The organism is Streptomyces sp. NEAU-YJ-81, assembly GCF_017592595.1.
Lineage (GTDB): Bacteria > Actinomycetota > Actinomycetes > Streptomycetales > Streptomycetaceae > Streptomyces > Streptomyces hygroscopicus_B.
This window is the reverse complement of record NZ_JAGFNO010000012.1, coordinates 33,948-59,528: the sequence shown is the minus strand read 5'-3', so window position 1 is coordinate 59,528 and position 25,581 is coordinate 33,948. Positions and strand designations below refer to the sequence as shown.

The 25,581-nt window shown below is 71.5% G+C and carries 19 protein-coding genes; 6 read left to right on the top strand and 13 right to left on the bottom strand.

Features of this window, described 5'->3' with window-relative positions; translation table 11 throughout:
• The first annotated feature begins 2 nt into the window (after positions 1–2).
• The 3 genes from J5X86_RS24925 (at position 3) to J5X86_RS24915 (ending at position 3,939) form a co-directional block, all read left to right on the top strand.
• Entirely contained in the window at positions 3–896 is an 894-nt protein-coding gene (locus tag J5X86_RS24925; protein WP_208518975.1) for an oxaloacetate decarboxylase, read from the top strand.
• Between the two features lie 66 nt (positions 897–962).
• A complete protein-coding gene (locus J5X86_RS24920) occupies positions 963–2,414 on the top strand; it encodes an MmgE/PrpD family protein (RefSeq protein WP_208518974.1) in 1,452 nt (483 codons plus the stop codon).
• Positions 2,415–2,547: 133 nt separating this feature from the next.
• The gene (locus J5X86_RS24915) at positions 2,548–3,939 is read left to right on the top strand and encodes an MmgE/PrpD family protein (protein WP_208518973.1); all 1,392 of its coding nucleotides are present in this window, start codon (positions 2,548–2,550) and stop codon (positions 3,937–3,939) included.
• A 23-nt stretch (positions 3,940–3,962) separates the two neighbouring features.
• Here J5X86_RS24915 and J5X86_RS24910 read toward each other — a convergent pair whose 3' ends face one another.
• The 5 genes from J5X86_RS24910 to J5X86_RS24890 form a co-directional block, all read right to left on the bottom strand.
• Positions 3,963–5,471: a lysine N(6)-hydroxylase/L-ornithine N(5)-oxygenase family protein gene (locus J5X86_RS24910; protein WP_208518972.1), complete on the bottom strand. Its 1,509-nt coding sequence runs from the start codon at positions 5,469–5,471 to the stop codon at positions 3,963–3,965.
• Complete coding sequence (locus tag J5X86_RS24905) at positions 5,468–6,880, bottom strand: aminotransferase class V-fold PLP-dependent enzyme (RefSeq protein WP_208518971.1); 1,413 nt, start codon at positions 6,878–6,880, stop codon at positions 5,468–5,470. Before J5X86_RS24905 ends, J5X86_RS24910 begins: the two co-directional genes overlap by 4 nt.
• Positions 6,881–7,045: 165 nt before the next feature.
• A complete protein-coding gene (locus J5X86_RS24900) occupies positions 7,046–7,279 on the bottom strand; it encodes a hypothetical protein (RefSeq protein WP_119987014.1) in 234 nt (77 codons plus the stop codon).
• Between the two features lie 235 nt (positions 7,280–7,514).
• Positions 7,515–10,091, bottom strand: a complete 2,577-nt coding sequence (gene pepN / locus J5X86_RS24895; RefSeq protein ID WP_208518970.1) for an aminopeptidase N — start codon at positions 10,089–10,091, stop codon at positions 7,515–7,517.
• Positions 10,092–10,197: 106 nt separating this feature from the next.
• A complete protein-coding gene (locus J5X86_RS24890) occupies positions 10,198–10,539 on the bottom strand; it encodes a chorismate mutase (protein WP_208519104.1) in 342 nt (113 codons plus the stop codon).
• A 457-nt stretch (positions 10,540–10,996) separates the two neighbouring features.
• Here J5X86_RS24890 and J5X86_RS24885 point away from each other — a divergent pair, with 457 nt between their 5' ends.
• Positions 10,997–11,383, top strand: a complete 387-nt coding sequence (locus tag J5X86_RS24885) for a VOC family protein (protein ID WP_014059937.1) — start codon at positions 10,997–10,999, stop codon at positions 11,381–11,383.
• Between the two features lie 98 nt (positions 11,384–11,481).
• Here J5X86_RS24885 and J5X86_RS24880 read toward each other — a convergent pair whose 3' ends face one another.
• Positions 11,482–12,279 carry a trypsin-like serine protease gene (locus J5X86_RS24880; RefSeq protein WP_208518969.1) on the bottom strand — a complete coding sequence of 266 codons (798 nt, stop codon included), beginning with the start codon at positions 12,277–12,279 and terminating at the stop codon, positions 11,482–11,484.
• Between the two features lie 241 nt (positions 12,280–12,520).
• Between J5X86_RS24880 and J5X86_RS24875 the strand changes: the two genes are divergently transcribed.
• Both J5X86_RS24875 and J5X86_RS24870 read left to right on the top strand, forming a co-directional pair.
• Positions 12,521–13,408: a hypothetical protein gene (locus tag J5X86_RS24875; protein WP_208518968.1), complete on the top strand. Its 888-nt coding sequence runs from the start codon at positions 12,521–12,523 to the stop codon at positions 13,406–13,408.
• Positions 13,409–13,534: 126 nt separating this feature from the next.
• A complete protein-coding gene (locus tag J5X86_RS24870; RefSeq protein ID WP_078640871.1) occupies positions 13,535–14,008 on the top strand; it encodes a PPOX class F420-dependent oxidoreductase in 474 nt (157 codons plus the stop codon).
• A gap of 23 nt (positions 14,009–14,031) precedes the next feature.
• Here J5X86_RS24870 and J5X86_RS24865 read toward each other — a convergent pair whose 3' ends face one another.
• From J5X86_RS24865 to gltB, 7 genes are all read right to left on the bottom strand, one after another.
• Positions 14,032–15,513, bottom strand: a complete 1,482-nt coding sequence (locus J5X86_RS24865) for a glycosyltransferase family 39 protein (protein WP_208518967.1) — start codon at positions 15,511–15,513, stop codon at positions 14,032–14,034.
• A 93-nt stretch (positions 15,514–15,606) separates the two neighbouring features.
• Complete coding sequence (locus J5X86_RS24860) at positions 15,607–16,668, bottom strand: transporter (protein ID WP_208518966.1); 1,062 nt, start codon at positions 16,666–16,668, stop codon at positions 15,607–15,609.
• A complete protein-coding gene (locus tag J5X86_RS24855) occupies positions 16,665–17,741 on the bottom strand; it encodes a translation initiation factor IF-2 (RefSeq protein ID WP_208518965.1) in 1,077 nt (358 codons plus the stop codon). The genes J5X86_RS24860 and J5X86_RS24855 overlap by 4 nt, the downstream gene beginning before the upstream one ends.
• A complete protein-coding gene (locus J5X86_RS24850) occupies positions 17,738–18,670 on the bottom strand; it encodes an ABC transporter ATP-binding protein (RefSeq protein WP_208518964.1) in 933 nt (310 codons plus the stop codon). The genes J5X86_RS24855 and J5X86_RS24850 overlap by 4 nt, the downstream gene beginning before the upstream one ends.
• Complete coding sequence (locus tag J5X86_RS24845) at positions 18,667–19,098, bottom strand: GntR family transcriptional regulator (RefSeq protein ID WP_208518963.1); 432 nt, start codon at positions 19,096–19,098, stop codon at positions 18,667–18,669. The genes J5X86_RS24850 and J5X86_RS24845 overlap by 4 nt, the downstream gene beginning before the upstream one ends.
• A 311-nt stretch (positions 19,099–19,409) precedes the next feature.
• Positions 19,410–20,870 carry a glutamate synthase subunit beta gene (locus J5X86_RS24840; protein WP_208518962.1) on the bottom strand — a complete coding sequence of 487 codons (1,461 nt, stop codon included), beginning with the start codon at positions 20,868–20,870 and terminating at the stop codon, positions 19,410–19,412.
• Positions 20,863–25,413, bottom strand: coding sequence for a glutamate synthase large subunit (gltB, locus tag J5X86_RS24835; protein ID WP_208518961.1), 4,551 nt, complete (start codon positions 25,411–25,413; stop codon positions 20,863–20,865). Before gltB ends, J5X86_RS24840 begins: the two co-directional genes overlap by 8 nt.
• Between the last annotated feature and the right edge of the window lie 168 nt (positions 25,414–25,581).

Genomic DNA, 25,581 nt, shown 5'->3' with positions numbered 1-25,581 from the left:
CCATGAGCACTTCCCCTGCGGCGCGACTGCGCCGGCTGATCACCGGCGACGACCTGATCGTCGCTCCCGGCATCTACGACGGTCTGACGGCCGCCCTGGTCGAGCGTCATCGCTTCCCCGCGGCTTACGTCAGCGGCGGGGCGGCCTCTTCAGCCGTCCTCGGGCGCCCCGACCTCGGCCTGATGACGGCCTCGGAGATGATCGCGCACACCTCCCGGCTGCGCTCGGCGACCTCGCTCCCGCTGGTGGTCGACATCGACACCGGTTACGGCAACGAGCTCAACGTCCGCCACACGATCGAGTCCTACATCCGTGTCGGAGCGGCCGCGGTGCACCTCGAGGACCAGGTCTTCCCCAAGCGCTGCGGCCACCTGGCCGGCAAAGCCGTCATCCCCACGGAGGACGCCGTCTCCAAGGTGCGAGCAGCGGTGGCCGCTCGCGCCGACGCAGACCTGGTGGTCATCGCCCGAACTGACGCCCGCGCGCCGCTGGGGTTGCGGGAGGCCATCGACCGAGCCAATCGCTTCGCCGACGCCGGCGCCGACATGATCTTCCTCGAGGCACCTCAGAGCGCCGCGGAGATGGAGACCATCGCCGCGCAGGTCGACGCCCCGCTGGTCGCCAACGTGCTGGCCAACTCCAAGACGCCGGTGCTGTCCACCGCGGAGCTGGCACAGCTCGGTTTCCGGCTGGCCCTCTACCCTGCCATCACCGCGGGCGCGGCGGTCACCGCGGTGGACACCGCACTGGCGACCCTCGGCGAGCAGGGCCGCCCTCCCGAGCAGGACGCATTCGGGCCCGCCGACCTGTTCAAAATCGTCGGGCTCGACGACTGGCTGGAATGGTCCGAGCACTACACGGGCACCAGCGCCGCCAAGCCGCACACCCTTCAGTGAGCTCGGCCGGCAGATCGCCACGAAGCCTTCCGACACCGAACCCCGCAAAAAGAGAGACCGAACGGCATGAGCACATCGCACCGCCCCCGGAACACCGGCGCCCCGGCAAGCGACCCCACCGGGCCGACCGGCAGACTGGCAACCTGGCTGGCCACCACAACCCTCGACGACATCCCGGCCTCCGTACGCGAGCGCGCCAAGCACCTGCTGCTCGACGGCGTCGCCTGCGCACTGGTCGGCGCCCAACTCCCCGTATCACGCACCGGCGTCGAAGGCGTCACAGCCCTGGACGACGCCGGAAGTGCCATGATCATCGGCTGGGACGGTCGCACCACCAGCGCTCCGTCGGCGGCGATGCTCAACTCCAGCTTCATCCAGGGATTCGAGCTCGACGACTACCACCCCCTCGCTCCGCTGCACAGCAACTCCCTCGTCCTGCCCGCCCTGCTCGCCGCCGCACCCCACGTAGGAACGGTGTCGGGCTCCCGCTTTCTGCTCGGCACGATTCTCGGTTACGAGACCGGGCCGCGGGTCGGACTGGCCCTCCACGGCCTCGAGATGCTCTCCCGCGGCTGGCACTCGGGCCCGGTGTTCGGCACCCACGCCGCAGCCGCGGCGACCGGCGCTCTCTACGGCCTTGACGCGGCAGGATTCGAGGACGCCCTCGGAATCGCCGGCACACAGTCCGGCGGGCTGATGGCCGCCCAGTTCGAGTCGAATGTCAAGCGGATGCAGCACGGCTTCGCCTCTCGCAACGGCCTCACCGCCGCCGCGCTCGCCGCGTCCGGATACGTCGGCATCAAGCGCGTCTTCGAGCGCGAATACGGCGGCTTCCTGTCCACCTTCGGCGAAGGACACAGCCCCGATGCCCAACAGCTCACCGACACACTGGGCAGTCTCTGGGAGACCGAACGCATCGCCGTCAAGGCGTACGCCGCCATGGGCGGCCTACACGCCGCCATCGACGCCGCTCTGAAGCTGCGCACGGAACTCCCACTGCCCATCGAGGACATCGAGCACATCCGTATCGACGTCTCCGAAGCCGCCTATCACCACGGCGGATGGCAAGCCGTGCGCCCCCTGGAACCGATCGGGGCCCAGATGAACCTCGCCTACGCGGTGGCCGCCGCGCTGATCGACGGAGCCGTCCTCGTGGACCAGTTCACCGATGAACGGATCAACCGCGACGACGTCTGGTACCTGATCGACCGGACCGAGACCCGCCACGAAGCAGCCTACGACCGACTCGCACGCGACGAGAAGCTGACCACCCGGCTCACCCTCACCCTCAAGGACGGCAGCGTCCACGAAACCGTCGTCACCCACCCCCGGGGCACCGGCGACCGGCCGCTCACCAACAGCGAAATCATCACCAAATACCGCGAACTGACGCACGCGGTCATCACCCCGGACCGGCAGGCCGCCATCGAGCACGCCGTCCTTGGCCTCGACCACCTCGAGGACATCACCGAACTGATGGACCTCCTGTCCCCCGCGGTACGCCCGGCACTCCGCTGATGAGTCACGCCGGAGGGTGAACCGGATCTTGACAACACCGACGCACCGGCAGCACCGCTCGTCCCCGAGCCTCGTCCCGTCCGGGACTGGGCACCCTCCACATACCCCGAGCATGAACGGAGGCGCTGACAGCATGACCACGTCCGCCGACGCCCGGTCCGTCTCGGCCGCAGGGCCCACGGCCGAACTTGCCCAGTTCGTCTCGCGACTGCGCTTCGAGGACCTTCCAGCCTCAGTGGTGACACGGCTGTCGCAGTGCCTGCTCGACTTCATCGGCGTGACCGCCGGCGGCAGCGCCCAGGCCGATTCCAGCCCGTCCATCATCAACGGTGTGAGCAGCCTCGCGCCCCTTGACGGCCCGGGCACCTGCATCGGCCGCAGTCACGGCTACCCGTGGCAGTACGCCGCACTGCTCAATGGAGCTTTCGCGCACAGTCTCGACTTCGACGACACCAACATCACTGGCGCGCTGCATCCCGGGGCCCCGGTGATTCCGGCCGCCCTGGCCATCGCCGAGCGGGAAGACGCCACCGGAGTTGAGTTCCTCGCCGCGCTCGCCGCAGGCTACGAGACCTGCTGCCGCGTTGGTGCCGCGCTCGGGCAGAGCACCTACGACCGCGGGTTCCACCCCACCGCCATCGCGGGCCTGTTCGGCGCCGTGGCGGCCGGCGCGCGGCTGATGAACAACACCGCCGAACAGCTCACCGCCGCCTTCGGACTCGCTGGTTCCATGGCGGCCGGGTCCATGCAGTACCTGGAGAGCGGAAGTTGGAACAAGCGGCTCCACCCGGGGCTTGCCGCACACAACGCCGTACTGTCCCTCGCCTTCACCGCATCCGGATTCCACGGAGCAGAGCAGGCCCTGGAAGGACGCCATGGACTGCTCAACTCCTACAGCGATACCCCGCGCCCCCAGCTGATCAACGACGGCCTCGGCGAACACTGGCTACTGTCCGACACCGGAATCAAGCCCTACCCCGCCTGCCGCCTCGCCCACGGGGCGATCGACGCGGCCCTGCGGCTGCGCCAGTGCCTGGGCGGAACCATCCCGCCGTCCGCAGCGGTCAGCGTGCGCGTCTCACCACGGGCCTACACGATCGTCGGTACAAACGAGTCACGCAAGACCAATCCGGCCAACACCGTCGACGGCCAGTTCAGCGTCTACTTCCAGACGAGTGTCGCGCTGCTCGACGGCGCCGTCGACTGGTCGAGCTACCAGCGCCTGGGCGACGCCGACATCCTGGCCCTCACCAAGCGTCTCCACGTCACCGCCGACAGCCGGGTTCCCGACGCGGGAGCCGTCCTCACCTGCTGCCTGGACGACGGCCGGACCCACGAAATACGCGTTGACCAGCCGTCCGGCGAACCCGGCGGCGACCTGCCGTGGGACCCGGTCGAAGCCAAGTACTACGCACTCGTACGCACCATCTACGAGGACGATCAGGCCCGCGGAATCGTTCAGCAGGTCAGAACCCTGCCGGAGGGAGTCCGCATCCGCTCGCTCGCCCGCTGCCTTCGTGCTTGACACACCCCTCGCCCCCGGCGCGGTCAGGTCCGCGTCGGGGCGAGGGGTGTGCGCTGGTCGGGGAGGTGCGGGCCGCCGATGACGGTGCCGCACCGCCCTGACGGCTGGAGGCCGAAGGTGGTGAACGCGGTACGCGGCGGGAGCGGGTAGACGGGTGTGGCGGCCAGCGAGTTGAGGATGACGGCGGAGCGCCAGGCGGCGAGGCCGAGGTCGGGGGTGCCGACGCCATGGGTGTGGCGCTCGGCGTTCTGGACGTACACCGAGCCCTTGATCATGGGGTCGAGGACGAGTCGGTGGTCGGCGTCGATGCGGGGGCGCTCGGAGGCGTCGCGCCGGATGTAGGGGTCGAGGGCGGCGAGCAGGGTGTCGACACGGCGCTCGCGGTAGCCGGTGGCGAGGACGACGGCCTCGGTGGTGTGGCGGGTGCGGGTGCCCTGTTCGGTGTGTTCCAGGTGGAGTTCGAGGCGGGCGGCGGCGATACGGCCCGCGGTGCGGACGGTGACGCCGGGGGTGAGGGCGACGCCGGGCCAGCCGCCGCCGTGCTGGGCCCGGCGGTAGAGCTCGTGGTGGATGGCGGTGATGGTCTCGTGGGCGATGCCCTTGTAGAGCTGCCACTGGCCGGGGAGGAGCTGGTCGCGTACGGCTTCGGGGAGGGCGTGGAAGTAGCGCGTGTAGTCGGGGCTGAACTGCTCCAGGCCGAGTTTGCTGTACTCCATGGGCGCGAAGGACGGGGTACGGGCGAGCCAGTGGAGTCCTTCGGCGCCCAGCGGCCGGTGGCGCAGCAGGTCGAGGAAGACCTCGGCACCGGACTGGCCGGAGCCGACGACGGTGATGTGGCCGGTGGACAGGAGCCGTTCGCGGTGTTCGAGGTAGTCGCAGGAGTGGAGGACGGGGACGTTGGGGGCGTCGGCGAGGGGGCGCAGGGGTTCGGGGACGTACGGTTCGGTGCCGACGCCGAGGACGATGTTGCGGGCGTAGGCGCGGCCGAGGCCCCTGCCGTCCTCGTCGGCCCCGGTGGGGTGGGGCGCGTGGGCGTCGTCGGCCGGGCCGCCGAGGCGGGTGAAGTCGATTTCGAACAGCTCGTATTCGTGGTGCCAGCGGACGGCGTCGACGCGGTGGTCGAAGTGGAGTCCGGGGAGCTGTTGGCTGACCCAGCGGCAGTAGGCGTCGTATTCGGCGCGCTCGATGTGGAAGCGCTCGGCGACGTAGAAGGGGAAGAGCCGCTCATGGGCCTTGAGGTACTGGAGGAAGGTCCAGGGGCTGCCGGGGTCGGCGAGGGTGACCAGGTCCGCGAGGAAGGGGACTTGGATGGTGGCGCCGTCGATGAGCAGGCCGGGGTGCCAGTGGAAGGCGGGCCGCTGTTCGTAGAAGGCGGTGCGCAGGGCGGGGACGCCGTGGGCGAGGGCGGCGAGGGAGAGGTTGAACGGGCCGATGCCGATACCGGCCAGGTCCAGGGGCCGGTCGACGCCGGGGGCGGCCCCGGCGGCGGTGGCGGGATCGCAGGCGGGGGTGGGGGGTTGTCCGGTGCTCATGGGGTGGTGTGGCCTTCCACGAGTTCGAGCAGCCCGCGCAGATCGTCGGGCTGGGTGTGCGGGTTGAGAACGGTGGCCTTGAGCCACAGCCCCTCGGGGGTGGCGGCGCGGCCGAGGACGGCCGTCCCGTGGTGGAGGAGGCGGCGGCGCAGCGCGGCGACGGCGGCGGGCGGTGCCCCGGTGGGGCGGAAGAGGACGGTGCTGATGGTGGGGCGGGCGTAGAGCTCGAGCCCGGGGCGGGCCTCGATGAGGTCGGCGAGGTGTTGGGCGGCCGTGCAGACGTGGTCGACGAGGTCGCCGAGGCCGCGTCGGCCGAGCGCCCGCAGGGTGACGGCGATCTTGAAGATGTCGGGGCGGCGGGTGGTGCGGAAGGAGCGGCCGAGCAGGTCGGGCATCCCCGCTTCGGTGTCGTCGTCGGCGTTGAGGTACTCGGCGCGGTGGGCCAGCGGGGCGAGGGCGGCGCTGTCGGGGACGGCGAGGAGGCCTGCGGCGACCGGCTGCCAGCCGAGTTTGTGCAGGTCGAGGGCGACGGTAGGGGCGCGGTCGAGCCCGTGGAGCTGTTTGTGGAGGGTGTCGCTGAAGAGGAGGGGTGCGCCGTAGGCGGCGTCGATGTGGAGGGTGGCGGTGTGGTGGTCGCAGACGTCGGCGATGTCGGGGAGCGGGTCGATGGCTCCGGTGTCGGTGGTGCCGGCGGTGGCGACGACGAGGGTGGGGGCGTCGGCGTCGGGCAGCCGGTCGAGGGCGGTGTGGAGCGCGGCCGGGTCGAGGACGCCGGTGGGGGTGGGGAGGGTGTGGGGCGCGGGCAGCCCGAGGAACCAGGCGGCGCGGTGGATGCTGTGGTGGGCGTTGCCGCCGCAGATGATCCGCAGGGGTCTGCCGACGCCGCCCGCGGCCTCGCGGGCGAGGAGCAGCGCGAGCTGGTTGGACTCGGTGCCGCCGGTGGTGACGAGCGCGTCGGGGGCGGGTCCGTGGGGGTGGACGAGTTCGGCCAGGGCGCGGCAGGTCAGCGCCTCCAGTGCGCAGGCGGCGGGGGCCTGGTCCCAGGAGTCGAGGGAGGGGTTGAGCGCGGACACCGCGAGGTCGGCGGCGGTGGCCACGGCGAGCGGCGGGCAGTGCAGATGGGCGGTGCAGCGCGGGTCCGCGGGGTCGGCCGCGCCATGGGTGAGGGCGCGGACGAGGGTGCGCAGCGCGTGGTGGGGCCCCTCCCCCTCGTCGGGGATGAGCGGCCGGGCCGCACCGCGTATCCGCCGGTCCACCGCGGCCGGACCCCCGGCCGGGAGTGGCCCGCCGCGGTCGGCGGCCCCGTGGGCGAGGGCGTCGAGGACGGTGTCGACCATCGGGCGGAGCGCGCCCGGCCCGCCATGGCCCCCGGCGAGGAGGCGGGCGGTTCCGGATGCGGGCACGGGCATGGGTGTGCCCCTAGGGGGTGTCTGGGAGTCGGGCAGGTGGAGGCGGTCGGGCGGCGGTCAGGGTTGCCCAAACTACTTCGCGCACCAGCGGTCCGGTCCGGGGTCCGCGGGAAGTGCACCCATACGTGGTACGGCCCGGTCACACGGATTGATCCGCCCGCCCGGCTACTCGATGTAGCCGGTGCCGGGGTCCACCTGGCCGAGGAACTCCCGTGCGGACTCCTCCAGTTGCTGTGTGCTGAGGGAGTCGGCTCCATGGACCCGGGTGGTGAAGCCGTATCCGGGGTTCGGCCCGGTCAGCCAGGTGAAGTCGTAGGTTCCGGGTTCGTCGGGACGCTCGGCGACATCGAACTTCTCCCCGTCGACTGTCAACGTCCGCTCAAGAGTTTCTCGATCCATGCCCGTCAGTCTGCCCCCTGCCCGAACGGACGCTGATGCCTGCCCGATCCAGGCGGCGCCAGGCCCAGGGAGCGGGCGCGCACCCTGCGAACCCCACACACCCCATAGGCCCCGTCTCGTTCAGCCCCCAGGACGTCGCTCTGGTCGAACAGCGCGCCGTCCGGCTCCTGTTCAGGCGGCGAGGGCGAACTGGGGCCGGTACGGCGGTGTCCCTCCGGGCGGGGGGCGGTGGTGGTTACTCGCTCTGCTTTTCTCGTACGCGCAGGGCGCGGCGCAGGTCGTCGATCTGGTCGGCGAGGCGGCGGCTCAGGGCGGGCAGGGCGTCGGGGTTCGCGAGGCATTCCTCGCCCCGTCGCAGGGTTTCGGCGTCCACGGTGCTCGGGAAGCCGAAGCGGGCGACGGTGTCGGCGATGGCGGGGCCGCGGCGGGTGCCCAGCGTGACGGCGGCCGGGAAGTAGCGCGGCACGTAGTCGGCGAGGACGTCGTGGTGCTCGGGCTGCCAGAAGCCGGCGAGGGTCGCGGTGACCAGGTAGTTGGAGAGCTCGGGCCCCTGGCCGTCCCTTTCAGGGTCGAAGAGGGTCTGCCACGCGGCCTCCTTGGCGGTGGCGCCGGGCAGGGCGGCCCGGCAGCGGGCGGCGCCCTCCTGGCCGGTGGCGCTGGAGTCGCGGGCGAGTTCGGCGTCGATGTGGGCGGGGCCGACGGCGCCGAGGACGGCGAGCCGGCCGAGGGTCTGCCAGCGCAGTTCGGGGTCGAGGGCGGGGCCGCCGGGGACGGTGTCGCCGTCGAGCCAGTCGGTGAGCTCGGCGGGGTCGGTGGCGCTGCCGATGAAGGTGCGCACGGCGGCGAGCCGCAGCCCCGCTCCGGTGCCGTCCTCGGTGCGGCGCAGCAGATCGCGGCAGGTGGCGCGGATGGTGGCCAGGGCGGCGGGGCGGCGGTCGGCGGGGAGGTAGCGGTCGGCGATCTGGGTGCGGGCGAAGGCGAGGACGCCCTGGACGATCGCTATGTCGGTCTCGTGCGGCAGATGGGCGCGGGCGGCCTCGAGGAAGTCGGCGGGCGGGAGGTCGCCGTCGCGGACCATGTCGCGGGCGGCGTTCCAGACCACGGCGCGGCTGACGGCGTCGGGGAGGCCGGACAGGGCGCGGTGGACGGCCTTCCAGGAGCCGGGGTCGAGCCGGATCTTGGTGTAGGTGAGGTCGCCGTCGTTGAGGAGCAGCAGATCGGGGCGGGGCCCGGTGAAGGAGAGGCTGAGGGCGGGCTCGGCGCCGTCGAGTTCGGCCTCGACGCGTTCGCGCAGGACCAGTTGGTGCGGGGCGGCGGGCGCGTGGTCGTAGAGGCCGATGGCGATGCGGTGCGGGCGGCGGGTGGGAGTGTCGCCGTCCGGGCCGCCGCCCTGGTGGCGGATCTCGGCGCTCCACCGGTCGCCGTTGGCGGTGACGACGGGGGCGAGGGTGTCGACACCGGTGGTGCGCAGCCAGCGGTCGGCCCAGGCGTGGACGTCGCGGCCGGAGGAGCGGGCGAGGGAGTCGATGAAGTCGGCGAGGGTGGCGTTGCCGAAGCGGTGCCGGGTGAAGTGGTCGTTGATGCCGTCGAGGAACGTCTTCTCGCCGAGCCAGGTGACGAGCTGGCGCAGCGCGGAGGCGCCCTTGGCGTAGGAGATGCCGTCGAAGTTGAGCCTGGCGGCGGCGGTGTCGGGGACCAGCTCGGGCGCGGGGGCGACCGGGTGGGTGGAGGGGCGCTGGTCGGCGTCGTAGCCCCAGTTCTTGCGGCGGACGCCGAAGTCGGCCCAGGTGTCGGTGTAGCGGGTGGTCTCGGTGAGGATCTGGTAGCCCATGTACTCGGCGAAGGACTCGTTCAGCCAGATGTCGTCCCACCACTTCATGGTGACGAGGTCGCCGAACCACATATGGGCCATCTCATGTGCGATGACCATGGCGCGGGTCTGGCGCTCGGCGTCGGTGACGGCGGAGCGGAAGACGAATTCGTCGCGGAAGGTGACCAGGCCCGGGTTCTCCATGGCGCCGGAGTTGAATTCGGGGACGAACGCCTGGTCGTAGGAGTCGAAGGGGTACGGCTCCTCGAAGATCTCGTGGTAGCGGTCGAAGCAGCGCCGGGTGATGTCGAAGAGCTCGTCGGCGTCGGCCTCGAGGTAGGGCGCGAGGGAGCGGCGGACATGCAGCCCGAAGGGGAGTCCGGCGTGCTCGGTGCGCACCGAGTGGTACGGGCCGGCGGCCAGGGCCATCAGATAGGTGCTGATGGGCGGGGTGGGCGCGAGCTGCCAGCGGCCCTCCTCGGGGGCGCCGACGCGGGTGGCGATGCCGTTGCCGAGCACGGTCCACTGGGGCGGGGCGGTGACGCGGACGTCGAAGACGGCCTTGAGGTCGGGCTGGTCGAACGCGGCGAAGACGTCGTTGGCGTCCGCCATGCAGCACATGGTGTAGAGGTACGTCTCGCCGTCGGCGGGGTCGGTGAAGCGGTGCATGCCCTCGCCGGTGTGGGAGTAGCGCATGTCCGTCTCGACGCGCAGCTCGTGCTCGCCCTCGGTGAGGCCGGTGAGCGGAAGCCGACCGTCCGCGAGCGCCTCGGCGGTGTCGCCGGTGAGGTCGAGCTCGCGGCCGTCCAGTACGGCCCGGTGGACCGCGGCCGGCGCGAGCTCGGCGAAGGTGTCCGCGCCCGCCTGGCGCGCGCTGAAGCGGATGGTCGTGGTGGAGCCGAAGAGCTCCTCCCCGCGGGTGAGGTCCAGGTCGATCGTGTAGCGGTGGACCTCGATGAGGCGGGCTCGGATCTGCGCTTCCTCGCGCGTCAGTACGGACATGGGGACATGCTGCCCTACGTGCGGCGGGCCGCACACGGGTGGGAAGCGGTCGACCGGGGCGGACGGCTGTGCGGGCGCACCACCGGAGTGCGCCCTCGGGCCGGTGTCAGGAGCGGGCGATGGTCTCGTGGTGCCGGATGACCTCGGCGATGATGAAGTTGAGCAGCTTCTCGGCGAATCCGGGGTCGAGCTTGGCGCTCTCGGCGAGCTGCCGCAGCCGGGTGATCTGGCTCGCCTCACGGGCCGGGTCGGCCGGAGGGAGCCGGTGGGCGGCCTTGAGGTGGCCGACCTGCTGGGTGCATTTGAAGCGCTCGGCGAGCATATGGACCACGGCCGCGTCGATGTTGTCGATGCTGTCGCGCAACCTGCTCAGCTCGTCGAGGACGGACGGGTCGATCCCCTCGGGGCCTCCCGGCGTCGCCGGCTGTCCGGCGGTGTGGTCGCTCATGCTGTGCGTCATGCCTCCCGAGACTACTTTTTCTCGGGGCTCGGTTCCTCTCCGGGGCGCTTCGGCCTGCGCTCCGGCCTGCGCTCCGGCCTGCGCTCCGGCCTCCGCCTGCCGCCGCCGGGAGGCGGCCCAAGCCCCCGCGGCATTCTGTGCCAGGGCCGGTCGCGGCCCCGGGCCCCGGACCGCCCCGACCCCTGTGGGGGGTTTCGGAACCGGCCCTCAAGGGGGCCGGAAGGGGGCGGGGCGGTCATGGTGGAGGGCCGCTCCCGAGGCGGTGCTCCACCGTGGAGGAGTCGCCTGGGCGGGGGGAGGTTCCACTTCCGGACCGACTTTCCCGCGGCTCGTACCGGACGGAGCCGTGGCGGGCGCAGCCGTCCCCGGGCGCGGCCGTCCCCGGGCCGAGCGGTGCCGGGCGCGGCCGTTTCGGGCAGAGCCGTTCCGGGCTAGGGTCCGCAACATGATCGCGACGCTTCAGTGCACCGTCATCGACTGTCCCGACCCCGCCGCGCTGGCCGCCTTCTACGGACGGATCCTGGGCTGGCGGGTGGACGACAGCGATCCCGAGTGGGCGAACCTGACGGCCGAGGACGGCCGACGGCTGGCCTTCCAGCTGGCGCCGGACCATCAGCCGCCGCGCTGGCCGGACCCGGCGTATCCGCAGCAGATCCATCTGGACTTCGACGTGGACACGATCGAGGACGCGGAGCGGGCGCAGCAGGAGCTGATCGAGCTGGGGGCGACGTTCTTGCACGACAGCGGCGGGGAGCGGTCGGGGTTCCGGGTCTTCAACGATCCGGCCGGGCACCCGTTCTGCATCTGCTACGGACAGAGCGGACAGAGCTGAGGGCACCGGTAGAACCGACAGAACCGGCAGAGCTGACCGGGGCCGGCCCGATGGCCGGACCCCGGTCAGCTCTTGGCGGAGGCGAGGCTGAGGAGGCGTCAGCCGCCGAGCTCGCTCGCGGCCGCCTTGATGTCCTTGGCGAAGGTGCTCACCTCGGTGTAGACGCCGGGCTTGCCGGGCCGCGCGCAGCCCTCGCCCCAGCTCACGATGCCGACCTGGATCCACTGGCCGCCGTCGTCCTTGCGGAACATCGGGCCGCCGGAGTCGCCCTGGCAGGTGTCCACGCCGCCCTGAGCCATCCGGCCGGCGCAGATCTCCTCGCCGGGCACGAGCTCGTCGTACGCGGAGTTGCAGGTGGCGTCGTCGACGAACGGCACGCTGGCCTTGAGCAGGTAGCGCTGCTGGCCGCCGCCCTCGACGGCCGCGCCCCAGCCGGCGACGGTGAAGTCGCCCTGGTTGTACGCCGTGGTGTCGGCGATCTTCAGGGTGGGCTGGTTGATCGGCTTGGCGAGCTTGATGAGCGCCCAGTCCTTGCCGGTGCCGTTGTAGCCGGGGGCCTGGAGCACCTCGGTGGACTTGACCTTGATGGCGCTCGAGCTCTGGAGGTCGACGACGCCCGCGGTGGCCGTAATGGAGGTGTTGGCGCCGCTGCCGTCCACACAGTGGGCGGCGGTGAGCACGATGTCCTGGGTGTAGAGGGCGCCGCCACAGCCCATGGACAGCCGGACCATGAAGGGGAATTCGCCCTGGGCGGCGCGGGTGCCGCCGACGACGGAGGGGCTCGGCTCGGGGCCGGTGGGCGCGGCGTTGGCGCTGCCGGGGGTAAGGCTGAAGGCGGCGAGGGCGACTGCGCCGGCGGCCGAGGCTCTCTTGAGGTGCTTCAGGGTCTTCCGCAACGGACTGTCCTTTCGTGGGGGGTTCGGTGCGCATGTCAGGCTCATGCCAAGCAAAAAATCCGGAAACCTCTCCGAAATCCCGTGGATGAGCCGGTAAAACGCCCTGTGATTATGTGGAGCGGGTGAAGGGGGTGACAAGGGTCGGTTTTCAGCCAGCGCGGCCTACCCACTGCCCCACCGAACGACCGTAAGGTTGAGATGAGACAGGGCGCACGGCTGGCGACGGGCACGGGGTGACGGCGTGGCGGCACCGGGCAGCGACATCGAGCACGGCTTTCCTCACCTGGACACCGTCCGGGCCTCGATCACCGCGCTCTACCGCAGGCTGTCCCGCGACACGGTGGACACCTTCGGACTCAGCGTGGTCCCCGGCGATGTGGCCTTCTCCGACCAGGACGACCTCTACCTGGGCGTTCAGCGGGTGGCCGGGGTGATGGTGCAGCATCTGCGGCTGCCCGACGCCCGGATGATCGTGAGCTTCCGGGAGATGCGGCATGCGGGGAACGTGGAGCTCGCCGCGGGCCCGGAGTACTTCATCGAGCTCAACTCCCGCTTCAAGACGCACCGTCGGGACATCGGCGCGGCCCTCGCCCATGAGGTCACGCATGTGTACCTGCACCGCCTCGACCTGTCGTTCCCCGGCACACGCGACAACGAAATCCTCACCGACACCACCGCCGCCTATCTCGGCACGGGCTGGTTGCTGCTCGACGCCTTCCGCCAGGACTCGCTTTCCAGCCAGAAACTGGGCTATCTGACGCCGGAGGAGTTCGGCTACGTACTGGCCAAGCGGGCGCTGCTCTTCGATGAGGACCCCTCCCCCTGGTTCACCTCTCCGCAGGCGTACCAGGCGTACGCCAAGGGGCTGGAGCTGGCGCGCCACGACCAGGCCCGGCCGCCCCTCGCCGCCGCCGGCTGGACCGGCCGCCGCCGCTACGCCAAGGACCGCCGGTCGGCCCAGTCCGGCGACCCCTCCCCCACCGGAGGCGACTACGCCTTCGACGGCGGCCCTCCGCTGAGCGTCTCCTTCCCCTGCCCGACCTGCCGTCAGCGCATCCGGGTCCCGGTGCGCGGCCGGGTGCGGGCCCGTTGCGGGCTGTGCCGCACGGTGCTGGAGTGCGACACCTGACACGACACCTGACGGGACATGTGACGGGACATGTGAAGCGGCACCTCACGCCACATCCGACGCGGCGCCGGTCCGGTCCGTGGCCGTGCGGGCTTGGAGTGCGCTCGACGTCGTACGCTCGCCTGCATGAGCCCCTCCATCGCCACCAACACCCGTGTCGGCCTCGACGAACTGCTGGAGTTCGTACGCCCGCGCCACCGTGCGCTGCTGATGACCCGCCGGGCGGACGGCTCGCCCCAGGCGTCCCCGCTGACCTGCGGAGTCGACGACTCCGGCCGTATCGTCATGTCCACCTACCCCGAGCGCGCCAAGGTGCGCAACGTCAAGCGCGAACCGGCCGTGAGCCTCGTCGTGCTGTCCGACGAATGGAACGGCCCCTGGGTGCAGATCGACGGCACCGCCGAGGTGGTCGACACCCCGGAGTCCGTCGAGCCGCTGGTCGAGTACTACCGCAATATCGCGGGCGAGCACCCGGACTGGGACGAGTACCGCGAGGCCATGCGCAAGCAGGGCAAGTCGCTGATCCGGGTCACCCCCGAGCGCTGGGGCCCGGTCGCCACGGGCGGCTTCCCGGCCCGGCTGGTCGAGAACGAGGCGTAAGCCCGCCCCGTAATCCTGAGCGCTCAGCAGCGCCCCGCGCGCCCGTAGAGCACGATCCGCATCCCGGTGACGTCCCTGACGGCGCATCGGTGGAAGTGCTCCGCGAGCACCTCCCGTTTCACCCGCTCCTGAGGGGTGTCGTCCAGCGGCTGGCCGGGCGGGTCGTTCACCGTGACGATCCGCCCAGCCATCAGCATCCGGGCCCGGATCCGCGGTGCGGGCAGTTCGATGCCGTGCAGCGTGCCCGAGGGGATCGCGTGCCGGGCCAGCGCCAGCTCCCGCAGGCCCCGGAAGTCCTCCGGGCTGGACATGATCGGCTCCCGGCGCCGCGCGGGCAGGAAGAGCACCCCGTCACCTGGCCGCCCCAGCTCCCGTACGGCGCGCGCGGCCGCGAGGGTGTTATCGAGCCGACTCCCCGGGGTCCTCAGTTGGAGCGAGTACGGCAGCAGGGCCGCCACGGCGACCACCGCCAGTCCCCCGGCCAGCGCCCGAGGGGCGGCGACGGTACGCGACAGCGCGTCCAGCCGGGCCCCGATCAGCAGCGCGAGACCGACATGGGCGTAGAGCACATACCGGTCGACGTAGAGCGGATGGAGATACGACACCGCCATCAGCGCGGCCGGTGGCAGGATCAGCAGCGCCAGGGCGAGGTCGCGCAGCGGGACGGACCCCCGCGCGGGCAGCGGTCCCCGGGCGCAGACGAGGCCGGTCAGGGCGAGCGCGCCGAAGCCGAGCAGCTCGGGCGGGCCCGGCGCGGAGATCCAACCGACCAGCGCCGCCTGCTGCTGACTGACGATCACCAGCGGTGCCAGCACCACGGCCACCGCGGAGGCCGCCTGCCCCCACGCCCAGCCGGACCGCGCGCCCACCCGGGCCCGGTACAGCGTGACGCCGTGCGCGGCGACGGCCAGGATGGCGAACTCGTGCAGCAGACAGGCCAGCGAGGCGACGGCCGCGTATCCGGCCCAGGTGCGCTTGCGGGGCCTGGCCACGGCGCTCAGCAGCAGATGCGTGGCCGCGACGACGGCGGCGCTGACCAGGGCGTACGACCGCCCCTCCGGTGCATACCGCTGCACCGCCGGGGCCAGCGGGAAGACCAGCCCGGCGACGAGTCCGGCGCGGGGTCCGGCGAGCCGGTGGCCGAGCAGCCCCACCCCGGCCGCGGTGGCGGCCATGGCCAGCACCGAGGGGAGCCGCAGGGCGAGCAGTCCGCCGTCCCAGAGGGCGAAGACGGCGTGCATCAGCAGGTAGTAGAGGCCGTGCGCCACATCGGCGTTGCCGAGGAGATGCCCGATCTCGCCGAGGCTACGGTGCGCGACCTGGTACGTCGTCGACTCATCCCGCCACATGCTGTTCTCCCGGCGGATCCCCCACAGCCCGAGCGCCAGCGCCAGCCCGGCCGGGGCGAGCGCGACGACGGCCGGGCCGGGGCGGCTGCGCACCGGGGGCGCCGGGTGGACGCGTGGGACGCCCCGGGCGGTGTCGAGGGCGGGCGAGATGGCCATGGGGAAGGGGACTCCGATCGGAGCGGAAGGGCGAGGGGCCGCGGAAGGGTGATATGCCGCGGAAAGGTGCGGAGCCGTGGAAGGGGGCGCTGGTCAGGCCCGTCTGCGCCCGATCCGCCACACGCAGAACGCGGCGAGCGCGACGGCCACCGCCAGGCAGATCCCGGCCTGGATCCACTGCATGGACCAGAAGTGGCCGATGGGGTGGTAGTCCTCATACTCGTCGGCCAGATGGCGGCGGTCGAGGCAGCGGAAAATGGCCGGCCACCCGCCGAGCCCCTGGCAGACCGATCCGTCGACCCTGGCACCGGTCCCGTCGAGATACCCCGAGCCGACGTACCACCCGCCGAACGGCGACTCCGCGTGGGTACGGACGCTCGCTGTCACGGTGAGCCGGGGCATCAGATGCGGGCGCAGCTGCTGGAGGCCGTACACGACGCCGGCGGTGGCGGCGAGGGTGCAGGCCATGGCGGGCAGCGTCCGCCGGAGCAGCAGGCCGAAGGCCGTGCCGAGGAAGAGGGACAGCAGGGACAGCGACACGAAGGCCGGACCCATCACGTCGAAGGGCAGGGTGTCGCCCCAGTGGACGTCCGGGAAGGTGCCGCGCACCGGCCACCACCACCAGGTGAACAGCGCGGCCAGCAGTGTGGTGGCGGCCAGGGTGCCGACGACGGGGAGGGCGAGCGTGGCGATGAGCCAGCGCACCCTGCCGACCGACTGGGACCAGACGAGTGCGGCGGTGCCGCTCTCGAATTCGCGCGCGATCAGCGGGGCGCCGACGAAGGCCCCGATGACCGCAGGGATCGCGAGCAGCAGCCGTGCGGTGTCGAGCAGCGCCGTGCGGTAGGTCTCCAGCCGGACGAACGCCTCGGACAGCAGGTCCGAGGTCACCACGGGCGCCCCGTTGCAGTCGCGCCACACCCGGCAGTCGGCGACGCCCCGGTCGTGGATCAGGGCGGCCATGCCGGTGCGCTGGTACAGGAGATATCCGGCGAAGGCGAGGATCAGCACTCCGCCCGTCACCAGGACGGTCCGCTGGCGGCGCCAGGCCAGCCAGAGCGGACCGCGCGGGCTCAGCGGGGAGCCGGTGTGTCGCGGCCTCGGCGGGGAGCCGGTGTGCGGCGGGCCCGGGCGTTGGACGGTTCCGGTCTTCACGCCGCCTCCTTCACCGCGGGTCGCCGCCGGATCCACCACACGCAGAACGCGGCGAGCGCGACGGCCGCGGCCAGGCAGATCCCGGCCTGCATCCACTGCATGGGCCAGTAGTGGCTCGCCGGGTGCAGCTCCTCGTACTGCCTCTCGGTGGCGCCGAACCGGGCGAGGCAGCGGTTCCAGCCGTCCTGACCGATGGCGGACGAGCAGCGGTCCGAGGGGATCTTCGCCCCGGAGCGGGCCACAAAGCCGTCGCCGTTACCGCGCCAGGAGGTGAAGAAGACCTCAAGGGGGGTGTGCGCGAAGTCGCCGCTCGCGTCGGAGACGATCGTCCGGGGGGTCATCAGGTGGGGACGCAGAGCGCCGAGCCCGTACTGGACACCGGCGGTGACCCCCAGGGTGCCCGCCATGGCGGGCACGGTACGCCGCAGCAGCAGCCCCGCCGCCGCGCCCACGAAGAAGGCCAGCGGGGCGAGGGCGACTGCCGCCGGGCCGGTCGCGTCGAACGGCACGGCGGTGCCCCAGGCGATGTCCTGGAACTGGGTCCGGGCCGCCCGCCACCACCAGGTGTAGAGGGCCGCGAGGACCGCGGTGCCGGCCGTGACGGCGACCAGGGGGAGGGCGAGTTTGGCGATGACCCAGCGGGTCCGGCTGACCGACTGCGTCCACACCAACTGGTGGGTGCCCACCTCCAGTTCCCGGGCGAACAGGGGCGCGCCGATGAAGACGCCGATCAGCGCGGGCAGCGCGATGAGCAGCCGTCCGGTATTGAGCAGCGGGCCCCGGTAGGCGTCGTTGAGGTGGCGGAACGCGCCGGCCGTCGGGTCGGTATCCCTGTGGAGGGATATCCGCCTGCCGTGGCAGAACATCTTCCAGTCCGCGCAGCCCTCGATGCCGTGGGTCCGTATGTAGCCGACCATCTCGGTGCGCTGCCACACGATGTACGCGGCGACCGCCACGACGACGGCGAGGCCCGCCCAGAGGGCGGCGCGGTGCTGCCGCGCCACCAGCCACACCAGCCCTCGGGTACGGGGCCGTGCGCCGGGTGCCGGGAGCCGTATGCCGACCGTGCTCATGCCCCCACCTCCGTACCGGGCGTCCGCGTGTCGTCCGCGAGCAGCGGCGGGGCGTCGGGTGTGCGCAGATAGCCGAGCAGGACCTCTTCGAGGGAGGGTTCGGTGACGATCCAGCCGTCCCCGCTCGGGGTGCCCTCCGGGCGTATCAGCGCGGTGAGCTGACGGCCTGTCGTGCGGGTCTCGACCACGGTGTGGCGGGCGAGCGCGGCCGGTGTTCCGCCGCCGGTCGCGCTCGGGCCGGTGACGAGGCGGTGAGCGGCCTGGATCTCGTCCGTCTCGCCCGCGAGGCGGATCCGGCCGCCGCCCATCAGCAGCAGGTAGTCGCAGACTCCGTCGAGTTCGGCGAGCACATGGGTGGAGATGACCACGCCGGTGCCGTGCTCGGCGGCCTCGGCCATCAGCACGCCCATCATCCGGTGGCGGCGCAACGGGTCCTGATCGGACATCGGCTCGTCCAGCAGGAGCAGATCGGCGCGTTTGCCGAGGGCGAGGGCGAGGGCCACACAGGTGCGCTGGCCGCCGGAGAGCGAGCCGACGCGGGCGGACAGCGGCACCTCGGCCTCCTCCACCACCCGTTCGGCGGCCTTCTGGTCCCAGCGGGGGTTGAGCTCCCGGCCCAGGCGCAGGGTGTCGGCGACGGAGAAGCGCGGGTAGAGCGGCTTGTCCTGGGCGACGAAGGCGACGCGCTCGCGGGCGGCGGGCGCGGAGGGCGCCTGGCCGAAAACCCGCAGCGTGCCGGTGGTCGGGGTCAGCAGACCGGCGGCGAGGGACAGCAGGGTGCTCTTGCCGGAGCCGTTGGGGCCCACCAGCGCGCAGATCCGCCCGGCGGGCAGGTGGAAGGCGACATCTCTCAGGGCCCAGCCACGCCGGTACTTCTTGCCCAGCCCGGACGCCTCCAGTGCGCCGGCCGCGTCGATCTCGTCGATCACCCGTTCTCACCGTCTTCCTCACGGCCACTCTCGCTGAGGGTGGCGGTCTCGCCGAAACGCTCTTCGAGGACCGAGGCCACCAGCGCCGTCACGTCCTCACGGTCGAGCCCGGCGGCACGGGCCCGGTCGGTCCAGTCGGCGAGCTCCGCGCGCAGCGGCGAGTCCGCGGCGGCGCCGGGCCGGGCCAGCGACCGGCGGACGAAGGTGCCCAGGCCCGGCCGGGGCTCGACCAGCCCTTCGCGATCCAGCTCGCGGTATGCCTTCAGGACGGTGTTGGGGTTGATGGCGGTGGCCGCGACGACCTCCTTGGCCGTGGGCAGCCGGTCCCCGGGCTGCAGCAGTCCGAGGCGGAGCGCCTGTTTGGTCTGCTGGACGATCTGCAGATAGGTGGCGATGCCGCTGCGCCGGTCGATGCGGTACTCGACCATCCGTCCACCACCCTTTCACTAATCAGTTAGTGGAATGATGGTGGAGCGCGCCCGAGACAATGTCAACTCTGCTGAGCGAATGCCGACCGCTGAGCGAACGTCGGCCGGTGAGCGAACGTCGACCACTGAGCGCATGCCGACCGCAAACGCCACGCGGCGCCTCCCCCCTGGTCGGGTAGGGGGAAGGCGCCGCGCGGCCGGTCCGTACGCCGTTGTACGGGCGGAGATCCAGGAATCCGGGAGTCCAGTCCCAGACGTCCCGGGAGTCCCAGGAGACCGAAAGCCGGGAAGACCGGCAGGGGACGGACCGGTCAGACCATGAGGGCCCGGTCGGTGGGGAGGATCGGGGCGGGCAGTTCGCTGGCCCCGGCCAGATAGCGGTCCACCCCGCGCGCCGCGGAGCGGCCCTCGGCGATGGCCCAGACGATCAGCGACTGGCCGCGGCCTGCGTCACCGGCCACGAAGACACCCGGCACATTGGTGGCGAAGTCGGCGTCACGCGCGATGTTGCCGCGCTCGTCCAGCTCCAGACCGAACTGCTCGACCAGGCCGTTCTTCTGGTCAGTGCCGGTGAAGCCCATGGCGAGGGTGACCAGCTGGGCCGGGATCTTCCGCTCGGTGCCCGGCTTCTGCTCCAGCTTGCCGTCCTTGAACTCCACCTCGATCAGGTGCAGCCACTGGACGTTGCCGTCCTCGTCGCCCTCGAAGTGGGTGGTGGAGACGGAGTAGATCCGCTCCCCGCCCTCCTCGTGCGCGGAGGTGACCTTGTAGAGCATGGGGAAGGTCGGCCAGGGCTGGCCCGCGCTCCGCTCATCGCCGGGACGGGGCATGATCTCCAGCTGGGTGACGGAGGCGGCGCCCTGCCGGTGGGCGGTGCCGACGCAGTCAGCGCCGGTGTCACCGCCGCCGATGACCACGACGTGCTTGCCCTCGGCGGTGATGGGGGCGGTGGTGAGGTCGCCCTCCTGCACCTTGTTGGCGAGCGGCAGGTACTCCATCGCGAAGTGGATGCCGTTCAGCTCCCGGCCGGGGGTCGGCAGGTCGCGCGAGGTGGTGGCGCCGGCCGCGATGACCACGGCGTCGTACCGCTTGCGCAGCTTGGCGGCGTCGATGTCGCGGCCGATCTCCGTCTCGGTGCGGAACTTGGTGCCCTCCGCGCGCATCTGCTCGATACGGCGGTTGATGTGCCGCTTCTCCATCTTGAACTCGGGGATGCCGTAGCGCAGCAGCCCGCCGATGCGGTCGGCCCGCTCATAGACGGCGACCGTGTGGCCGGCCCGGGTGAGCTGCTGGGCGGCGGCCAGGCCCGCGGGGCCCGAGCCGATGACGGCGACGGTCTTGCCGCTGAGCCGCTCGGGCGGCTGCGGGGTGACATCGCCCGCGTCCCACGCCTTGTCGATGATGGTGACCTCGACGTTCTTGATGGTCACCGCGGGCTGGTTGATGCCGAGCACGCAAGCCGACTCGCACGGGGCCGGGCACAGCCGCCCGGTGAACTCCGGGAAGTTGTTGGTCGCGTGCAGCCGCTCGCTGGCCTCGCGCCAGTCCTGCCGGTAGGCGTAGTCGTTCCACTCGGGGATGAGGTTTCCCAGCGGACAGCCGTTGTGACAGAACGGGATGCCGCAGTCCATGCACCGTCCGGCCTGCTTGCTGATGATCGGCAGCAGCGAACCGGGGACGTAGACCTCGTTCCAGTCCTTGACGCGCTCGTCCACCGGGCGGGTCTCGGCGACCTCGCGGCCAGTGGTCAGGAAGCCCTTGGGGTCAGCCATTGATCGCCGCCTCCATCATCTTCTCGGTGGTCTCGGACTCGGAGAGCCCGGCTCGCTCGGCGGCGTCCTTGGCGGCGAGCACGGCCTGGTACGTAGCGGGGATGATCTTGCTGAAGCGGGTGAGGGCGGTCTCCCAGTCGTCGAGCAGCGCACCCGCGACGGTGGAGCCGGTCTCCTCGTGGTGGCGGCGCACCGCGTCGTGCAGCCACTGCTTGTCGGTGTCGTCCAGCGCGCCGAGGGCGCCCCGCAGATCGACGTTGACGTTGTCCGGGTCGAGGTCGATCACATAGGCGATGCCGCCGGACATACCGGCCGCGAAGTTACGGCCGGTGGGCCCGAGGACGAGCGCGTGGCCGCCGGTCATGTACTCACAGCCGTGGTCGCCCACGCCCTCGGAGACGACGGTGGCGCCGGAGTTGCGCACGCAGAACCGCTCGCCGACCCGGCCGCGCAGGAACATCTCACCGCCGGTCGCGCCGTACGCGAGGGTGTTGCCCGCGATGGTGGAGTACTCGGCGAGGTGGTCCGCGCCCCGGTCCGGGCGGACGACGATCCGGCCGCCGGAGAGGCCCTTGCCCACGTAGTCGTTGGCGTCGCCTTCGAGCCGCAGCGTGACACCCCTGGGCACGAACGCGCCGAAGGACTGGCCGGCCGAGCCGGTGAAGGTGATGTCGATGGTGTCGTCGGGCAGGCCCGCGCCACCGAACGTCCGGGTCACCTCATGGCCGAGCATGGTGCCGACGGTCCGATTGATGTTGCGGATCGCGACCTGGGCGCGGACCGGCTGGGCGGCCTCGGCGCTCTCGGCGTTCAGCGCGTCGGCGGCCAGCTTGATCAGTTGGTTGTCGAGCGCCTTGGCCAGGCCGTGGTCCTGCGCGATCGCCTGGTGGCGGACGGCGCCCTCGGGCAGCTCGGGCACGTACAGCAGCGGGGCGAGGTCCAGGCCCTGTGCCTTCCAGTGCTGTACGGCGCGGGCGGTGTCCAGCAGCTCGGCGTGGCCGATGGCCTCGTCCAGGGTGCGGAAGCCCAGCTCGGCGAGGAGCTCGCGGACCTCCTCGGCGATGAACTCGAAGAAGTTCACCACGAACTCGGCCTTGCCGCTGTAGCGCTCGCGCAGCACCGGGTTCTGGGTGGCGATGCCGACCGGGCAGGTGTCCAGGTGGCAGACGCGCATCATGACGCAGCCGGAGACCACCAGCGGCGCGGTGGCGAAGCCGAACTCCTCGGCACCGAGCAGCGCGGCGATGACCACGTCACGGCCGGTCTTCAGCTGGCCGTCGGTCTGCACCACGATGCGGTCGCGCAACCCGTTGAGCAGCAGCGTCTGCTGGGTCTCGGCGAGGCCGAGCTCCCAGGGGCCGCCCGCGTGCTTGAGCGAGGTGAGCGGCGAGGCGCCGGTGCCGCCGTCGTGGCCGGAGATCAGCACCACATCGGCGTGGGCCTTGGAGACGCCCGCGGCCACCGTGCCGACGCCGACCTCGGAGACCAGCTTGACGTGGATCCGGGCCTGCGGGTTGGCGTTCTTCAGGTCGTGGATCAGCTGGGCGAGATCCTCGATCGAGTAGATGTCGTGGTGCGGCGGCGGGGAGATCAGGCCGACGCCCGGGGTGGAGTGCCGGGTCTTGGCAACCCAGGGGTAGACCTTGTGGCCGGGGAGCTGGCCGCCCTCGCCGGGCTTGGCGCCCTGCGCCATCTTGATCTGGATGTCATCGGAGTTGACCAGGTATTCGCTGGTCACACCGAAGCGGCCGGAGGCCACCTGCTTGATCGACGAGCGCCGGGCGGGGTCGTGCAGCCGGTCGGAGTCCTCGCCGCCCTCACCGGTGTTGGACTTGGCCCCCAACTGGTTCATGGCGATGGCGAGGGTCTCGTGCGCCTCCTGGGAGATGGAGCCGTACGACATGGCGCCGGTGGAGAACCGCTTGACGATCTCGCTGACGGACTCGACCTCGTCGATCGGGATCGAGGGGCGCTCGCCCTTGAAGGAGAACAGACCGCGCAGCGTCATCAGCCGCTCGGACTGCTCGTTCACCCGCTCGGTGTACTTCTTGAAGATGTCATAGCGACGCGACCGGGTGGAGTGCTGCAGCCGGAAGATCGTCTCGGGGTCGAAGAGATGCGGCTCGCCCTCGCGGCGCCACTGGTACTCGCCGCCGATCTCCAGCGTGCGGTGGGCGGAGGGGACGCCGGAGGCGGGGTACGCCTTGGCGTGGCGGGCGGCGACCTCCTTGGCGACGACGTCCAGGCCCGCGCCGCCGATCTTGGTGGCGGTGCCGTGGAAGTAGGTGTCCACAAAGGACTCGTCCAGGCCGACGGCCTCGAAGACCTGCGCGCCCCGGTAGGAGGCCACGGTCGAGATGCCCATCTTGGACATGACCTTCAGGACGCCCTTGCCGAGCGCCTTGATGAGGTTCTTGATCGCGGTATCGGCCTCGACGCCGGGCAGGAACGTCCCTGCCCGGACCAGGTCCTCGACCGACTCCATGGCCAGGTACGGGTTGACGGCCGCGGCGCCGTAACCGATCAGCAGCGCGACATGGTGCACCTCGCGGACGTCGCCCGCCTCGACCAGCAGCCCCACCTGGGTGCGCTGCTTGGTGCCGATGAGGTGGTGGTGGACCGCGGAGGTGAGCAGCAGGGAGGGGATCGGGGCGTGCTCGGCGTCCGAGTGCCGGTCGGAGAGCACGATCAGCCGGGCGCCGTCCTCGATGGCGCGGTCGGCCTCGGCGCAGATCTCGTCCAGCCGGGCGGCGAGCGCCTGACCGCCGCCACCGACCCGGTACAGGCCCGAGAGATTCGCCGCCTTGAGGCCCGGCATGTCCCCGTCGGCGTTGATGTGGATGAGCTTGGCCAGCTCATCGTTGTCGATCACCGGGAAGGGCAGGGTGACGCTGCGGCAGGCGGCCGAGGTCGGCTCCAGCAGATTGCCCTGCGGGCCCAGCGAGGAGATCAGCGAGGTGACCAGCTCCTCGCGGATCGCGTCCAGCGGCGGGTTGGTGACCTGCGCGAAGAGCTGGGTGAAGTAGTCGAACAGCAGCCGCGGCCGCTCGGAGAGGGCGGCGATCGGCGAGTCGGTGCCCATCGAGCCGATCGGCTCGGCACCGGCCTTGGCCATCGGCGCGAGCAGGACGCGCAGTTCCTCCTCGGTGTAGCCGAAGGTCTGCTGGCGGCGGGTGACCGAGGCGTGGGTGTGCACGATGTGCTCACGCTCGGGAAGGTCGGCCAGATCGATCAGACCGGCCTCGAGCCACTCGCCGTACGGCTGCTCGGCGGCCAGCTCGGCCTTGATCTCGTCGTCCTCGATGATGCGGTGCTCGGCGGTGTCGACCAGGAACATCCGGCCCGGCTGCAGCCGGCCCTTGCGGACCACCTTGGCCGGGTCGATGTCCAGGACGCCGACCTCGGAGGAGAGCACGACCAGACCCTCGTCGGTGACCCAGTAGCGCCCGGGCCGCAGACCGTTGCGGTCCAGCACGGCGCCGACCTGGACGCCGTCGGTGAAGGTGACACACGCCGGGCCGTCCCAGGGCTCCATCATCGTGGAGTGGTACTGGTAGAAGGCGCGCCGGGCCGGGTCCATGGAGGGGTGGTTCTCCCACGCCTCGGGGACCATCATCAGCACCGAGTGCGGCAGCGAGCGGCCGCCGAGGTGGAGCAGCTCCAGGACCTCGTCGAAGGTCGCCGAGTCGGAGGCGTCCGGGGTGCAGAGGGGGAAGATCCGCTCCAGCCCCTTCTCCCCGAACAGGTCGCTGACCAGCTGGGACTCCCGGGCCCGCATCCAGTTGCGGTTGCCCTGGACGGTGTTGATCTCACCGTTGTGGGCGACGAAGCGGTACGGGTGGGCCAGCGGCCAGCTCGGGAAGGTGTTGGTGGAGAACCGGGAGTGGACCAGCGCGACGGCGGTGGCGAAGCGGCGGTCGGAGAGGTCCGGGAAGAACGGCTCGAGCTGGCCTGTGGTCAGCATGCCCTTGTAGACCAGGGTGCGGGCGGACAGTGAGGGGAAGTAGACCCCCGCCTCGCGCTCGGCGCGCTTGCGCAGCACGAACGCGGTGCGGTCCAGGGCCACGCCGGTGCTGGTGCCGTCGGCGACGAAGAGCTGACGGAAGGAGGGCATGGTGGAACGGGCGCCGTTGCCCAGCAGCTCGGGGGCGACGGGCACCTCGCGCCAGCCGAGGACGGTCAGGCCCTCCTCGGCGGCGAGCCGCTCGATGTGCTCCGCGGCGGCCGCGCTCTCGGTCTCGCCCTCCGGGAGGAATGCGATGCCCACCGCGTAGGCACCGGCTTCCGGCAGCTCGAAGCCGGTCACACTGGCCCGCAGGAAGGCGTCCGGAACCTGGATGAGGATGCCCGCGCCATCGCCCGAGTCGGGCTCAGAACCGGTGGCGCCGCGGTGCTCGAGGTTCCTCAGCACGGTGAGAGCCTGCTCCACGAGCTCATGGCTGGCCTCGCCGGTGAGGGTCGCCACGAAGCCGACGCCACAGGCGTCGTGCTCATTGCGCGGGTCGTACATCCCCTGGCGGGCGGGGTGGGATGCGGAACGCATCGGCTCTCCCGTCGTCGTCATGGCATTTTGCGTGTGCCGAGGGACGACGTTGGCCCTCCGCGAGAATTTCGTGCAGGTTACATGATGGGTCGAATCTCGGGAAGCGGATATTCCGTTCCATCATGCGGACACCCCAAGGACGGGGCGATATCAGGCAATACAGGCAGT

Bases quoted from the DNA above. Each gene is read 5' to 3' on its own strand.
- J5X86_RS24925 (WP_208518975.1), top strand. From the start codon at position 3: ATGAGCACTTCCCCTGCGGCGCGACTGCGCCGGCTGATCACCGGCGAC.
- J5X86_RS24920 (WP_208518974.1), top strand. From the start codon at position 963: ATGAGCACATCGCACCGCCCCCGGAACACCGGCGCCCCGGCAAGCGAC.
- J5X86_RS24915 (WP_208518973.1), top strand. From the start codon at position 2,548: ATGACCACGTCCGCCGACGCCCGGTCCGTCTCGGCCGCAGGGCCCACG.
- J5X86_RS24910 (WP_208518972.1), bottom strand. From the start codon at position 5,471: ATGAGCACCGGACAACCCCCCACCCCCGCCTGCGATCCCGCCACCGCC.
- J5X86_RS24905 (WP_208518971.1), bottom strand. From the start codon at position 6,880: ATGCCCGTGCCCGCATCCGGAACCGCCCGCCTCCTCGCCGGGGGCCAT.
- J5X86_RS24900 (WP_119987014.1), bottom strand. From the start codon at position 7,279: ATGGATCGAGAAACTCTTGAGCGGACGTTGACAGTCGACGGGGAGAAG.
- pepN (WP_208518970.1), bottom strand. From the start codon at position 10,091: ATGTCCGTACTGACGCGCGAGGAAGCGCAGATCCGAGCCCGCCTCATC.
- J5X86_RS24890 (WP_208519104.1), bottom strand. From the start codon at position 10,539: ATGAGCGACCACACCGCCGGACAGCCGGCGACGCCGGGAGGCCCCGAG.
- J5X86_RS24885 (WP_014059937.1), top strand. From the start codon at position 10,997: ATGATCGCGACGCTTCAGTGCACCGTCATCGACTGTCCCGACCCCGCC.
- J5X86_RS24870 (WP_078640871.1), top strand. From the start codon at position 13,535: ATGAGCCCCTCCATCGCCACCAACACCCGTGTCGGCCTCGACGAACTG.
- J5X86_RS24865 (WP_208518967.1), bottom strand. From the start codon at position 15,513: ATGGCCATCTCGCCCGCCCTCGACACCGCCCGGGGCGTCCCACGCGTC.
- J5X86_RS24855 (WP_208518965.1), bottom strand. From the start codon at position 17,741: ATGAGCACGGTCGGCATACGGCTCCCGGCACCCGGCGCACGGCCCCGT.
- J5X86_RS24845 (WP_208518963.1), bottom strand. From the start codon at position 19,098: ATGGTCGAGTACCGCATCGACCGGCGCAGCGGCATCGCCACCTATCTG.
- J5X86_RS24840 (WP_208518962.1), bottom strand. From the start codon at position 20,870: ATGGCTGACCCCAAGGGCTTCCTGACCACTGGCCGCGAGGTCGCCGAG.
- gltB (WP_208518961.1), bottom strand. From the start codon at position 25,413: ATGCGTTCCGCATCCCACCCCGCCCGCCAGGGGATGTACGACCCGCGC.